Source organism: Mesosutterella faecium (assembly GCF_022809315.2).
Classification (GTDB): Bacteria; Pseudomonadota; Gammaproteobacteria; order Burkholderiales; family Burkholderiaceae_F; genus Mesosutterella; species Mesosutterella faecium.
In genome coordinates this window covers 2,264,009-2,276,110 of sequence record NZ_JAKZJU020000001.1, presented here as the reverse complement: position 1 = coordinate 2,276,110, position 12,102 = coordinate 2,264,009, and the positions used below count along the sequence as shown (strand labels likewise).

The following is a 12,102-nucleotide window of genomic DNA, read 5'->3' as shown; positions in this document are numbered from 1 at the left end:
CGCGATCCCGAAGTCCTCGAGTCCGGAGCGCATGCGCGAGAACCTCGACGTCTTCGGCTTCGAGTTGACCGAGGCCGACATGGACTCGATCGGGCGGCTCGACACCGGCCGCAGCGTCTTCTTCGACCACCGGGACCCGGAGACGGTCGAGTGGTTTGTGAATGAAATCAAACCGTAACGGTTTCAATTTAGGTACGTTACTCAGTTCCGGCGACCAATTTTTCGATTTTCTCGGCAGTGACGTTAATGCCAAGTTTTTCGCACAGCCTGGCAGTAGACCTCTTAATGGGCGGCATCTGCCACGATTTTCCCAATCTTGCCGCCCTGATTTTCTCCAGGCCGCTGGTCAGGTCCTTGTACGAAATGTTTTTGCCTTCGCCGATGGAATAAATGTCCTCGATGGTTTTGACGCAGAAGCCGGCCGCAAGATGGTTCAGGAACAGCCACGCTTCCTCCTGGGTTGCTCCGCGCATATACGAGGCTTCGAAGTCCAGGGTCTCTGAATAGGTTTTGAAGAACTGCTCGATGTTCTGGCGCTGCTTGTAGATGTAATAAACAGCCTCGCCTTCCAGGTCCAGCCGATTGGTCTTAATGATGATGACGCCCATCGCCGGATGGGCGTCATGAATGTCAGAGAGCTCCACAGGCCTGAGAGCCTCCAGTTCGGCGTCGGTCAGTCTTCCCTTGCCCTTTTTTCTTCTGTTTTCTTCCGCCTGGCGAGCCTGTCCGACGGTGCGGTTCTGTGCTTCCATTCGGGCGGTGGCCGTAGCCATCTCATCGGAGTACAGCTCTGGATCGAAATAGATGTGGAGCCGTGAAGCTTTGTCCTGGCAGTCAAAGGAACTGTACTGAATCGAGCGGGAGTGATACGTGAAGCCCTTCTGGTAGCCTCTGGGCGACTCAGGTATCAGATCCGCCGCTGCCGCGCAGTTCCGCCTGAGGGGCAGCAGGTACTTCAGGCCATCGTCCTCAAGCTGGCAGAAGCCATCCTCGCTCGCAAAGCCTTTGTCGGCGATGACGGTGTAGTTTTTCCCGTTCATCGAGGTCTCGCGCAGCAGGTCGGAGAAGCAGCTCACGTCGGGGGTGCTCCCGGCATACTGCTTGTAATACAAAGGCATCCCGGTGTCTTCGCCCAACGAAAATACGTACACCAGATTGATCTGGGGCTTGAATCTGCACTTGGAGTCGTAGCCCAGTTCAGCCGTCGTCATGGTCTGGGAGGCAGACAGGATTCTGTGCCCGTCAAAAAGGATGAAGGCTTCCCGATCTTCAAGGTCTTCCCGCATGTAGCCTCGGATGGCCTCCCGGCTCCTGCCCAGCTGCTCGAGCAGATCCCTGATGCACGGCCTTTGGAAGGACAGGCCCGGGCAGAGGTAGGAGAACAGGCTGTTTTCGTAGTGAGACTGCAGCCTTCGGAATCGGGGATCCAGCGCCGAACGGACATACACGGCCGTGTAAATCTGCCGCCAAAGATCAGGAAAATATTTCCTGAGGCGCCGACGCATGGGAGCCGTGTTTTCCCAGAAATACACTTCATTGCCCACGGCAACCACATCGTTCAGAACAGCGGGCTTGGGCTCGGCGAGCCTGCGGGTGGTTTTCACCAGCCCCTCGGGAGTGATGGCTCCGAGGCATTTCCCGGATATTTTCCAGCTGCGCTTTATTTCCGGATCGTATTTGCTGAAGCGCTCATAAAGATACCAGCGGCCGCCGATTTTCTTGATCTCGGTCTGCCTGGGTTTGGACTTCTGAAATTGAATCACATAATCCGGTTTTTCCGTCGTAGCCATAGCTGTCTTTATAACCACCCTATTAGGTATACCAATTATGACATATACAGGCCCGAATTTCAAGGTTTGAGAAATAGAGGTAAACGCCCGGTGGTGCGGGCTTTAGGGAAAATTCTGAAAGATAAGGGACGCGATTATCGCGTCCCTAAATTGAAACCGTTACGGATCAAAACGCGGGCCCTCTGAGGCGGGCCCGCTCCGTCTGACAGCCTCTGAGAAAAGGAAAAGGGAAAAAAACATCATGAAATACCGCACTCTGGGACAAGGCCTGAAGGTGAGCGCCGTGGGGCTGGGCTGCATGGGCATGAGCCACGCCTACGGCCGCCCGCACGACCACAGGGAGATGGCCGGACTCATCGCGAAGGCCGTCGACCTGGGCTACACGCTCTTTGACACGGCCGAGGTCTACGGCACGGCCGCGAACCCCCACGACAACGAGGAGCTCGTCGGGGCGGCGCTCGAGCCCTACCGCAGCCGGGTCGTGATCGCGACGAAGTTCGGCGTGAGCTTTGACTTCAGCTCGCCCTCGACCAACAAGCCGATCCTCGTCGACTCGCGCCCGCAGACCATCCGGCGCAGCCTCGAGGCGAGCCTGAAGCGGCTTCGCACCGACCACATCGACCTCTACTACCAGCACCGCCAGGACCCGAACGTCCCGGTCGAAGAAGTGGCGGGGCTGATGGGGGAGCTCATCGCCGAGGGCAAGATCCTGCACTGGGGGCTTTCCGCGGTCGACGAGGCGACGCTGCGGCGCGCCCACGCGGTCACGCCCGTCACCGCGGTCCAGAACCGCTACTCGATGATGGCCCGGGAGGCCGCCGAGGCCCTTTTCCCGGCGCTCGAGGAGCTGGGGGTGGGGCTGGTCGCCTACTCCCCGATGGCCAACGGGTTTCTCTCCGGGCGCTACCTCGGCACGGCCGGGTTCGATCCGAAGGACGACTACCGCAGCGTCATGCCGCAGTTCCAGAAGGAGGCGGTCGAGCAGAACCGGCGGTTGCTCGGGATCATGAACGAGGTGTCGGCCGAGCACGGCATCACCCCGGCGCAGCTCTCGCTTGCCTGGATGATCTGCAAGAAGCCCTGGATCGTGCCGATCCCGGGCACCACGAAGGAAGCGCGCCTTGCTGAAAAAGCGGCCGCCTCCGAGGTGCAGCTCACGCCCGGGGAGGTCGCCGCGCTCGACTCTGAGCTCGCCTCAAGCGGCATGTCGGCGGTCTTCGGTGGCTCGCGCATCGTCGCGAGGAACTGAAAAAAGCCTTTTTGCGGCGCCCGCTCGCGCCGTTCACAGTCCGAAGACAAGGAGGAAAGGATCATGGCGGTCGCGCAGCAGATGCTGATCTTCGTGCTTCTCATGGCGGCCGGGGCGTGGGCCCGGCGCCGCGGGATCCTCACGCCGGAAAAACAGCCGCAGCTCACGAATCTCGTGCTCAACATCGCCTACCCGGCGATCATTCTCTCGGGGGTCACGGGCAGGGGCCCGAGGATCGGCGGGGCCGAGCTCGCGCAGGCCTTCCTTGTGATCGCGGCGCTGCTCGCGGGGCTGCTCGCCTGCGCCTGGGCGATCCCGCGGCTGCTGCGCTTCCCGAAGGAGGAGCGCGGCGCGGTGAACGTGATGACGGTCTTCACCAACATCGGGTTCATGGGCGTGCCGATGATCGACGGCATCTACGGCAAGGACGCGCTCATCTACATGACGGTGCTCCTCATCCCGTTCAACCTGCTCTTCTTCTCCTATGTGATCCGCACGATCAAGGGCGGAGGAAGCGAGACTTTCGGCTGGAAGGGGCTCGTGAGCCCGGGAATGCTCGCCTGCTATCTTTCGATTGCGGTCTATTTATCAGGGATCGAGGTGCCCCGGCCGCTTGTCTCGGCAATCAGAATGCTGGGCGGGATGACCGCGCCGCTTGCGATGATGCTGCTGGGCTCCATGCTCCTTGAGACCGACTGGAAGGAGCTCTTTTCCGGGCGCATCGCGGCCTTCACCGTCCTCAAGATGGTGGTGATCCCGGTCGCGGGGACCTGGCTCCTCAGCCTTTTCGTGCACAACACCTACCTGCTCGCGGTGTGCATGGCGGCGCTCGCCACCCCGTCGGGGAACGTGATCCCGCTGCTGGCCGCGCTCTACAACAAAAAGGCCTACCCGGTGACGGTGCAGGGAATCGCGCTCACCACGGCCGTTTCGGTCTTCACGATGCCGCTCGTGGCGCTCGCGACGGGCTTAGGCTGAAAAAAGCGCCGGGCCGGAAGCCTCAGCCGAGGATGAAGCGCTTCAGCGCGAGGGCAAACACCGGCAGAGCCACCGTCGCGTGGGTTTCCTCCGGGCAGAGGCGCGCCTCGACCCGTGCGCCCAGCCTCCGGAGGACCGGCCCCAGGACGCGCTCGAACTCCCCGGCCTGCTCGAAGTGAAGCTCCTTGCCGGGCCGGGGGCCGTTGCAAATCCCCCGAAGACGCGGGTTCCCGCGAGTGATCCGGGCGGGAGGGCCGAAAGCCTGTCCGTCTCCCGCCCGAGCGCCGTTCCCGCGTCCCACCACAGGCTCGCGTCGGCCGCGGCGAAGTCTTCGAAGAATGTCGGGCCCGAGCCGACCGAGGAAAGCATGAAAAGCCCCCCGAGCGAGTGCCCGAGAAGGGCCCGCCTGGGCCCTTTTGTCCCACAGACGTTTGTTTATTAAAGAAATCTCCCGCTTTGCGGGGGCTTTTTCGCAAATATCCCTAAATAGGTATATCAAAACTTGGGTTGGAGCAGACATCCCCTTATGACTTAAGTGATATCAAATGCTGTAAAAATAATTTTAATCAACGGGTTGCAATGCACTTTCATACCCGGCCGGAGAAAGGGGGCCTCTAGGGGGAATACTAACTAACTATATATAATCCCACCGATAATTAAGCCGGCCCTGAGCCGGCTGCAGGAGATATCGTGAGCGTCATTTCGATCAAGACTTTTACGCCCCCCGCGGGCTGCCGGGGCGAAACCGGCCCGGCCGTCCAGGGCAACTTCCGCCGCGGTGAGCTGCGCGGAATCATCAAAATCAACAAGGACAAGTGCGTCGGCTGCGACACCTGCAGCAAGATGTGCCCGGTGGACGCGATCTCGGGAGGCCTCGGCGTCGCCCACAAAATCAAGAACGACGCCTGCCTGTCGTGCGGCCAGTGCCTGATCGCCTGTCCCTTCGGCGCGATCGAGCAGATGAGCTTCGTCGACGAGGTGATGAAGGCGCTCGACAACAAGGAGCTCTTCTGCGTGGCGCATCCCTCGCCCGCTGACCGCGTCTCGATCGCCGAGGAGTTCGGCGGCGAGCCGGGCGACCTCTCCACCGGGCAGCTGGTGAACGCGCTGCGCAAGGTGGGCTTCACCGTCTACGACGTGAACCAGAGCGCCGACCAGACGATCTGGGAGGAGGGCATGGAGCTCGTGAAGAGGATCCGCTACTGGATTCTGAACGACCGGTCGCCGGATGTCGCCATGATGGCGCACCACCCGCTGCCGCAGTTCACGAGCTGCTGCCCGGCCTGGGTGCGCAACATGGAGGGCAACTACGCGGGCTGGATCCCGCACATCTCCACCACGAAGTCCCCGATCCAGATGGGCGGCACGATGGCGAAGGCCTGGGCCGCCGAGCACGTCTGGCACAAGGACCCCTCGAAGATCTACATGGTGGCGGTCGCCCCCTGCACGGCGAAGATCTACGAGGCCTCGCGCCCCGAGTTCCACCAGGCCTACGACTACCTGAAGAAGGCGGGCAAGATCCCGGCTTCGACCCCCCAGTTCCCCGACATCGACGCGGTGCTCACCGTGCGCGACCTCGCGGAGCTCTTCCGGCGCAAGGGCATCAACCCCCTGAAGGAGCCGAAGGACTACCAGCCCACCGAGATGGAGCTCTACACGGGCGCGGGCACGATTTTCGGCGCCTCGGGCGGCGTGATGGAGGCCGCGATCCGCACGGCCTACCGCGCCCTTTCCGGCGAGGACATGGCCGACCCCAACGTGCTGCGCGTGCGCGGCAGGAACGAGGCGCTCGTCACCGCCGAGATCGCGATTCCCGTGAAGGCCCTGGGCGGCAAGATCTTCAAGCTGCGCGTGGCCGTGGTGAACGGCGCGCTGCAGGGGCTGCCGGTGCTGATGCACCGCCTGAGCCAGGACCGCACCGCCTTCCACTTCATCGAGGTGATGAACTGCCCGGGCGGCTGCGTGAACGGAGGCGGCCAGCCGGTGCAGAACATGGGCACGGCCTGGCTCAAGCCCGCGCTGCCGCTGCCGCTTCGCGCCTGAACCTATTTCGGAGACAACAGTTAAATGGAAACCCGCTACACACTGATGGAAGCGCCGGCCGCGATGCTGATCGGCCGCCGCGGCTTCTTCAAGGTCGTGGGGCTCGTGGTCGCCTGCGCGGCGCTCGCCGGCTTCGCGATCAGCGACCTCATCGCCCGGCGCAACAAGATCCTGCTCGCCCGCCAGGACGGCCTCTACAAGGACGACCTGCGGCTGCAGAAGATGAACCTCGCCTCCTCGCACCAGAACCCCTCGGTGAAGAAGGCCTACGAGGACATGAACGGCAAGCCCTGCGAGGGCCTCATGTACGACCTCGTGCACACGACCTACTCGGCCCGCGCGAACCTGGACCTCGAGGAGAAGAGCCATGAAGCTTAACGTCTGCCCCACCGAGGAGAGGATCCTCCGCTACCACGCCTCCGACAAGATCTTCCACGGCGTGAACGCGATCACCTGGTTCATCCTGCTCATCACCGGCGCGATCGTCTACTTCAGCAACGCCCCGGACGAGACCAAGTCGGGCCTGATGTTCGCCCACATCGTGGTGGGCCTGATCTTCACGATCAACATTATCAGCTACCTGCTCATGGCTCCCGAGCGCTTCGCGGTTACGATGAAGAACCTGCTCGAGTGGGACCTGAACTCGATTCTCTGGTTCCGCAACCTGGGCGGCTATCCCCGACGCTTCTTCCACATCCCGTTCGGGCCCGTGGAAGTGCCCCCGCAGGGCCGCTACAACGGCGGTCAGAAGATGAGCTACCTCCTTTTCTTCTTCTTCATCTTCACGCTGTGCATCACGGGCTGGCTGCTGTGGGTCTGCGCGCCCCTGATCGGCAAGGGCGTCTTCAAGCCGATGTTCTACTTCCATGTCTGGGGCGGCGTGATCATCACGGTGCTCGTCGTGTGCGCGCACATTCCGCTCGCCCTCCTGTCCTGGTCTCACGTGACGGGCCTGTGGAGGTTCGGCTCCGGCACGATTTCGGTCGAGGCCGCCCAGCACCACACCCCGCTCTGGTTTGAGCGCGACGTGGTGAGGATCGACATCAAGGATCCGAAGAACCAGTCCTGATCCTTCTTTTCTCCGAAGGACTGGAACGCAGCGCGGCCGGCCGGGACTTCCCGGCCGGCCGCGTTTTTCCAGGCAGACGCAGGCCCATGGGCTCTCCTAGGGCGAAAAGGCTTCGGGAGGGATCCCGCCCATTTTTGCGGCGGCAGGGGGCCTGCGGGTCGCCGGATCGGTGAGCCCGGGAATCGCCCCGCAGGCGACTGCCCAGAGGTAGAGGCTCGCGACGCTCCCGTAAGGCGAATAGCGCCGCCGGTATTTTTCAAACTGCCCGCGGGATATTTTCCGGTGGCGGTAGACCATGCGCAGCCCCCGCAGGACCGCAAGGTCGGAAAAGCTGAAGATGTCCTGCCGCTGGAGGCTGAAAAGGAGAATCATCTCCGCAGTCCACACGCCGATGCCCTTGAGCGAGGAGAGAGCGGCCACCGCCTCCTGGTCGGTCATTGCCGCGACCGCGCCGAGATCAAAGCTGCCGCTGTCCACCTGTTTCGCGAAATCGAGGATACAGCCCGCCTTGCGGAAGGTGGTTCCGCAGGACTGGATCTCCGCGAGGGACGCCGCGGCCAGATGGGCGGCGTCAAAAGGCCTGATGCTGCCGCGCAGCCGCTCCCAGACGGTTTTCTCCGCCCGGATCGAAATCTGCTGGCCGATGATGTGCCGGACGACCGATTCGAAAAGGCAGGGATCGGCCGGCCGGCTGAGGTGCCCCAGCCGGTCGATCACCTCGCCGAGCTGCCGGTCCCGGCCCCGCAGGTAGTCCATGGCATCGCGCCCGTAAGAAAAAAAGCAGGTCATCCTGGTTCTCGGAAAAAGGGCATGCCAGGAAACACGGAAGCCGGCTCAGGCCGCCGCCCGCGTCCCGGCGGAGGCTCCGCCCGGGCGGAGCCGGAAGCGGAAAACCCGCCGCTGTTTTGAAGCTTCTTCCGGAACAGATGATAAACGACGTTCCGGCGCTTCCTGTGCCTCTCCCCGTCTCTGCGGAGAAGGCGGCCGGGCGGGCTTTCGCCGGCAGATGCAAAACGAACAAAGTTATAATTTCCGCCGGGGAAAACCGCCCGTCCGCAAAACCGGACGCCCGGTGTTTCCCTCATGAATGGCCCGTGCTCCGCCTCCCTCGGGCGGGCCGCCATTTTCTTTCGAACAAAAACAGCGATGAACAGCGTTCCCATCAAACTCGAAGTCCAGAAGGCCCTGCGCATCCACATCGGCATCTTCGGCCGCAGAAACGCAGGCAAATCCTCTCTCATCAACCGGCTCACCGGCCAGAACCTCTCAATTGTCTCCGACATTCCCGGCACGACCACGGACCCGGTCGAGAAGGCCTGCGAGCTGCACCCGATCGGCCCGGTGGTCTTCATCGACACGGCGGGCCTCGACGACGTGGGCGAGCTCGGGCGCGAGCGCGTCGCCCGCTCCCTGTCGGTGCTGTCCTGGATGGATCTCGCGCTGCTCGTGATCGACGCGGGCGGCGAGCTCCTGGACTCCGACCGGCTGATCCTCTGGAAGCTCAAGGCCCAGGGCACGCCTGCGGTGATCGTGCTCAACAAGGCCGACCGCTCCCGGGGGGCGTCCGAGGCCGCGCTGCGCGAGTCGCTGCACGGGTTCGGCTACCCGATCGTGCTCGTCTCGGCCTTGAAGGGCACGGGGCTTGAGGAGCTGCGCGCGGCGATCGTGAAGACGGTCGAGGCGGGCTGGGAGCCCGACCGGCCGCTCACCGAGGGGCTCGTCCCCGAGGGCCGGACCGCGATCCTCGTGGTGCCGATCGACTTCGGCGCCCCCAAGGGCCGCCTCATCCCGCCGCAGGTGCAGGCGATTCGCGAGCTCATGGACGAGGGGCGGGGCTGCCTCGTGGTCCGCGAGGACCATGTGGCGCAGGCGATTTCCGAAATGAAGGTGCCGCCCGCCGTGGTGATCACCGACTCCCAGGCCGTAAAGCAGGTGGCCGAGCAGGTGCCGCCCGAGATCCCGCTCACCACGTTTTCCATCCTCATGGCGAGGTCTAAGAGCGACCTCGAGAAGCTCTCGGCGGGCGCCGCGGAGCTGCCCGAGCTCAGGCCCGGCGACAAGGTGCTCATCTGCGAGACCTGCAGCCACAACCCGCAGGGCGAGGACATCGGGCGCGTGAAGATCCCGAAGTGGCTCATGCAGAAGACGGGCGGGCCGCTCGACATCACGATCGCCGTCTCGAAGGACTTCCCGCTGGAGCTCAAGCCCTACCGGGTCGTGATCCAGTGCGGGGGCTGCATGGTGACGCGCCGGCACATGCTCGCGAGGCTGCGCGAGTGCGAGAGCCAGGGCGTGCCGATGACGAACTACGGGGTCGCGATCTCGTACCTGCAGGGCGTGCTGGAGAGAACGCTCTCGCCCTTCCCGGAGGCGCTCGAGGCCTGGCGCTCCGAGCGGCAGCGCAGGCTTGAGCGCGGGGAGCGCCGATGAAGCCGCTCACAGAGCTCCTCGGGCAGGAGAGCTTCAGCCGCGCCGATCTCGCGCGCCTCATCGGGCTTCAGGACCCGGCCGAGCGCGAGGCGCTTTACCGGGCGGCCTACGAGGTGAAGGCGCGCCGCGTCGGGCGCGTCGACTACTACCGCGGCCTCATCGAGTTCTCCAACATCTGCGTGAAGAACTGCCTCTACTGCGGCATCCGGAAGGGCAGCCGCGGCGTTCGGCGCTTTGAGTCGACGCTCGAGGAGATCCTCGAGCAGGCGAAGTGGGTCTGCGGGCACCGCTACGGCTCGGTCGTGCTGCAGTCGGGCGAGCGCACGGACCCGAAGTTCATCGACTTCGTGGACGAGGCGGTGCGCGGCATCAAGCGCGTCACGGGCGGCAGGCTGGGGATTACGCTCTGCGTGGGCGAGCAGACCGAGGAGACCTACCGCCGGTGGTTCGCCTCCGGCGCCCACCGCTATCTCCTTCGGATCGAGGAGAGCAGCCCCGCCTTCTACGCGACGATGCACCCCGACGACGGCCGCCACCTCTGGCAGGTGCGGCACGAGTGCCTGCTTGCCTTGAGGCGCGCGGGCTACCAGGTGGGCACCGGGGTGATGATCGGGCTGCCGGGCCAGAGCGAGGAGATGCTCGCCGACGACCTCCTTTACTTCCGGGACATGAAAATCGACATGATCGGCATGGGGCCCTACATCGTCGCGCACGACACGCCGATGGGGCAGGCCGTGCTCAAGGCGGGGCTCGACACCGACGCTCACCGCGCCCGGCGCTTCGAGCTCGGGCTCAACATGATCGCGGCCGCGAGGCTTCTCATGCCGGAGGCGAACATCGCCGCCACCACGGCGCTGCAGGGCCTCAACCGCCACGGGCGCGAGCTCGGGCTGCGCGCGGGGGCGAACGTGCTGATGCCGATTGTGACGCTGCCCCGGTTCCGGCCCAGCTACCAGCTCTACGACGGCAAGCCCTGCGTGGAGGACACCTCCGCGCAGTGCGCGAACTGCCTCACCGCGCGGGTGCGCTGGGCGGGCGACGAAGTGGGCTGGGACTCCTGGGGCGACTCGAACGCGTTCTTCGAGCGCACGGGGCAGCGCCCGGCCCCGGGCCAGGCCGCGGGCTCGGGCGGCGCCGCCGCCCCCCGGCGCGGCCGCACGATCCCGATCTGCGGCGAGTCGCAGATCGGGCCCTGCGAGTCCTGGCAGGCTGAAAAAGAGTGAGGGGGAGGCCGCGCGGGGAGCCCGCTTCTAGAGCGCGCTCTTCCACCAGGCGGGGAAGCTGCGGCCCGCGCCGATTTCGACGACCTCGCCGATGCGCGGCGTGAGAAGCCGGTAGGGCCGGCCGCGGCTTTCTGCCTCAAAGCGCTCGAGCGGCTCCTTCCAGGGGCTGGGCGAGAGGCAGTACTTCGAGTTGTGGCAGGGCACGACTTCCTTTGCGCCCACCTCCTCGGCCGCCCGCGCGGACTCCTCGGGCAGCATGTGCACCGAGTGCCAGCCGGGGTTGTACTGCCCGTTTTCAATGATCGCGAGGTCAAAGCCCCCGAAGCGGCACGCGAAATCGGAGAACCTCGAGTCGTAGCCCCCGTCGCCGCTTGCGAAGACCCGGCGCTCCGGCGTGGTGAAGGCAAAGCTCACGTACTGGGTCTGGTTCCTCTCGAGCAGCCGCCCCGAGAAGTGTCTCGTCGGCAGCACCCAGACGGAAAGCTGCGGGTCGATTTTCACCTCCGTGTCCCAGTCCTCCTCGCTGATCTTCGAGGGCGGATAGCCCCAGGCCTCGTAGTAGCCCCCGCAGCCCAGGCCCGTCACGACGCGGCGCACCCGCGGCTCGATCTCGCGGGTGAGCTCGTAGTCGAGATGGTCCCAGTGGTCGTGCGTGAGCGCGAGCACGTCGATCTCGTCGGGGAGGTCGCGGGCCGAGTAGATCTCCGTGCCCCGGAAGGCGCGGCAGACGAAGGGCACGGGCGAGGCGTAGCGCGAGAAGACCGGGTCGATCAGGATGCGGTGGCCGGAGAGCTGCAGGTAAAAGCTCGAGTGCCCGAACCAGACGAGGAGGTCCCGGCCGCGCGGCAGGCTCTTCAGGTCGGTCTTCACCGCGGGGAGCGGATTGAGCGGCTGCCCGTAGCCGGGCTTCGGGAAAAGGAGCTTCTTCCAGACGTCCGGGCCCGCCCGCAGCGGCGTGTGGGGCACGACCGGGCGGAACTCGCCGCCCTGGTAGTGGGGCGAGGCCTCGATCCGAGCCCGGCGCTCCGGGGTTATCGCGGGCGTGCCGCGCCGGTAGACCGAAGCGCCGCCTGCGGCCGCTGCCGCGGCGGCCGCTGCCGCGCTTCCTAAAAGCAGGGCGCGCCTTGTCGGCTTCATCTGGAGGCCCCCGCGGCGGGCGCGCCGCCCGCCGGGGCGAGGAAGTGGATGGTGCCCGAGGCGCCCGCCGCCCCGTTGACCGCAAAGACATTGCAGCCGGCGAGGGTGAGGGCGAGGCAGGCCCCGGCTAAAACCCGGAGGATTGACTTCATCATGATGTGGCGCTGAAGGCGGGGAAGGAAA

At 64.8% G+C, this 12,102-nt stretch carries 13 protein-coding genes; 8 read left to right on the top strand and 5 right to left on the bottom strand.

Annotation, left to right across the window (positions count from 1 at the left end):
- Positions 1-31: 31 nt before the first annotated feature.
- Positions 32-178, top strand: a complete 147-nt coding sequence (locus MUN46_RS11750) for a hypothetical protein (RefSeq protein WP_340309685.1) — start codon at positions 32-34, stop codon at positions 176-178.
- Between the two features lie 19 nt (positions 179-197).
- On the opposite strand, the gene MUN46_RS10155 is transcribed toward MUN46_RS11750, so the two are convergent.
- Positions 198-1,790 carry an IS1634 family transposase gene (locus MUN46_RS10155; RefSeq protein WP_285230611.1) on the bottom strand — a complete coding sequence of 531 codons (1,593 nt, stop codon included), beginning with the start codon at positions 1,788-1,790 and terminating at the stop codon, positions 198-200.
- Between the two features lie 241 nt (positions 1,791-2,031).
- Here MUN46_RS10155 and MUN46_RS10150 point away from each other — a divergent pair, with 241 nt between their 5' ends.
- Positions 2,032-3,039 carry an aldo/keto reductase gene (locus tag MUN46_RS10150; RefSeq protein ID WP_243376696.1) on the top strand — a complete coding sequence of 336 codons (1,008 nt, stop codon included), beginning with the start codon at positions 2,032-2,034 and terminating at the stop codon, positions 3,037-3,039.
- Positions 3,040-3,102: 63 nt separating this feature from the next.
- Positions 3,103-4,017, top strand: a complete 915-nt coding sequence (locus tag MUN46_RS10145) for an AEC family transporter (RefSeq protein WP_243376697.1) — start codon at positions 3,103-3,105, stop codon at positions 4,015-4,017.
- 22 nt (positions 4,018-4,039) lie between these two features.
- Here the strand turns inward: MUN46_RS10145 and MUN46_RS10140 are convergent, their stop codons facing one another.
- Complete coding sequence (locus tag MUN46_RS10140; RefSeq protein WP_243376698.1) at positions 4,040-4,318, bottom strand: hypothetical protein; 279 nt, start codon at positions 4,316-4,318, stop codon at positions 4,040-4,042.
- Positions 4,319-4,707: 389 nt separating this feature from the next.
- On the opposite strand from MUN46_RS10140, the gene MUN46_RS10135 reads away from it, so the two are divergent.
- From MUN46_RS10135 to MUN46_RS10125, 3 genes are read left to right on the top strand one after another with little or no spacing between them, the layout of a single operon-like run.
- On the top strand, positions 4,708-6,060 hold the full coding sequence (locus tag MUN46_RS10135; RefSeq protein WP_243376699.1) for a [Fe-Fe] hydrogenase large subunit C-terminal domain-containing protein: 1,353 nt from the start codon (positions 4,708-4,710) through the stop codon (positions 6,058-6,060).
- 24 nt (positions 6,061-6,084) lie between these two features.
- Positions 6,085-6,438 (top strand): iron hydrogenase small subunit, encoded by a 354-nt coding sequence (locus tag MUN46_RS10130; RefSeq protein WP_243376700.1) that lies wholly within the window; start codon positions 6,085-6,087, stop codon positions 6,436-6,438.
- Positions 6,428-7,129, top strand: coding sequence for a cytochrome b/b6 domain-containing protein (locus MUN46_RS10125; protein WP_243376701.1), 702 nt, complete (start codon positions 6,428-6,430; stop codon positions 7,127-7,129). Before MUN46_RS10130 ends, MUN46_RS10125 begins: the two co-directional genes overlap by 11 nt.
- A 96-nt stretch (positions 7,130-7,225) precedes the next feature.
- On the opposite strand, the gene MUN46_RS10120 is transcribed toward MUN46_RS10125, so the two are convergent.
- Positions 7,226-7,918 carry a DNA-3-methyladenine glycosylase family protein gene (locus MUN46_RS10120; protein ID WP_243376702.1) on the bottom strand — a complete coding sequence of 231 codons (693 nt, stop codon included), beginning with the start codon at positions 7,916-7,918 and terminating at the stop codon, positions 7,226-7,228.
- A gap of 357 nt (positions 7,919-8,275) precedes the next feature.
- On the opposite strand from MUN46_RS10120, the gene hydF reads away from it, so the two are divergent.
- The gene (gene hydF / locus MUN46_RS10115) at positions 8,276-9,559 is read left to right on the top strand and encodes a [FeFe] hydrogenase H-cluster maturation GTPase HydF (protein WP_243376703.1); all 1,284 of its coding nucleotides are present in this window, start codon (positions 8,276-8,278) and stop codon (positions 9,557-9,559) included.
- On the top strand, positions 9,556-10,782 hold the full coding sequence (hydE, locus tag MUN46_RS10110) for a [FeFe] hydrogenase H-cluster radical SAM maturase HydE (protein WP_243376704.1): 1,227 nt from the start codon (positions 9,556-9,558) through the stop codon (positions 10,780-10,782). Before hydF ends, hydE begins: the two co-directional genes overlap by 4 nt.
- Before the next feature lie 27 nt (positions 10,783-10,809).
- On the opposite strand, the gene MUN46_RS10105 is transcribed toward hydE, so the two are convergent.
- Positions 10,810-11,919 carry an MBL fold metallo-hydrolase gene (locus MUN46_RS10105; RefSeq protein ID WP_243376705.1) on the bottom strand — a complete coding sequence of 370 codons (1,110 nt, stop codon included), beginning with the start codon at positions 11,917-11,919 and terminating at the stop codon, positions 10,810-10,812.
- On the bottom strand, positions 11,916-12,074 hold the full coding sequence (locus MUN46_RS10100) for a hypothetical protein (protein WP_243376706.1): 159 nt from the start codon (positions 12,072-12,074) through the stop codon (positions 11,916-11,918). Before MUN46_RS10100 ends, MUN46_RS10105 begins: the two co-directional genes overlap by 4 nt.
- Positions 12,075-12,102 lie beyond the last annotated feature (28 nt).

Bases quoted from the DNA above. Each gene is read 5' to 3' on its own strand.
- MUN46_RS11750 (WP_340309685.1), top strand. From the start codon at position 32: ATGCGCGAGAACCTCGACGTCTTCGGCTTCGAGTTGACCGAGGCCGAC.
- MUN46_RS10155 (WP_285230611.1), bottom strand. From the start codon at position 1,790: ATGGCTACGACGGAAAAACCGGATTATGTGATTCAATTTCAGAAGTCC.
- MUN46_RS10150 (WP_243376696.1), top strand. From the start codon at position 2,032: ATGAAATACCGCACTCTGGGACAAGGCCTGAAGGTGAGCGCCGTGGGG.
- MUN46_RS10145 (WP_243376697.1), top strand. From the start codon at position 3,103: ATGGCGGTCGCGCAGCAGATGCTGATCTTCGTGCTTCTCATGGCGGCC.
- MUN46_RS10130 (WP_243376700.1), top strand. From the start codon at position 6,085: ATGGAAACCCGCTACACACTGATGGAAGCGCCGGCCGCGATGCTGATC.
- MUN46_RS10125 (WP_243376701.1), top strand. From the start codon at position 6,428: ATGAAGCTTAACGTCTGCCCCACCGAGGAGAGGATCCTCCGCTACCAC.
- MUN46_RS10120 (WP_243376702.1), bottom strand. From the start codon at position 7,918: ATGACCTGCTTTTTTTCTTACGGGCGCGATGCCATGGACTACCTGCGG.
- hydF (WP_243376703.1), top strand. From the start codon at position 8,276: ATGAACAGCGTTCCCATCAAACTCGAAGTCCAGAAGGCCCTGCGCATC.
- hydE (WP_243376704.1), top strand. From the start codon at position 9,556: ATGAAGCCGCTCACAGAGCTCCTCGGGCAGGAGAGCTTCAGCCGCGCC.
- MUN46_RS10105 (WP_243376705.1), bottom strand. From the start codon at position 11,919: ATGAAGCCGACAAGGCGCGCCCTGCTTTTAGGAAGCGCGGCAGCGGCC.
- MUN46_RS10100 (WP_243376706.1), bottom strand. From the start codon at position 12,074: ATGATGAAGTCAATCCTCCGGGTTTTAGCCGGGGCCTGCCTCGCCCTC.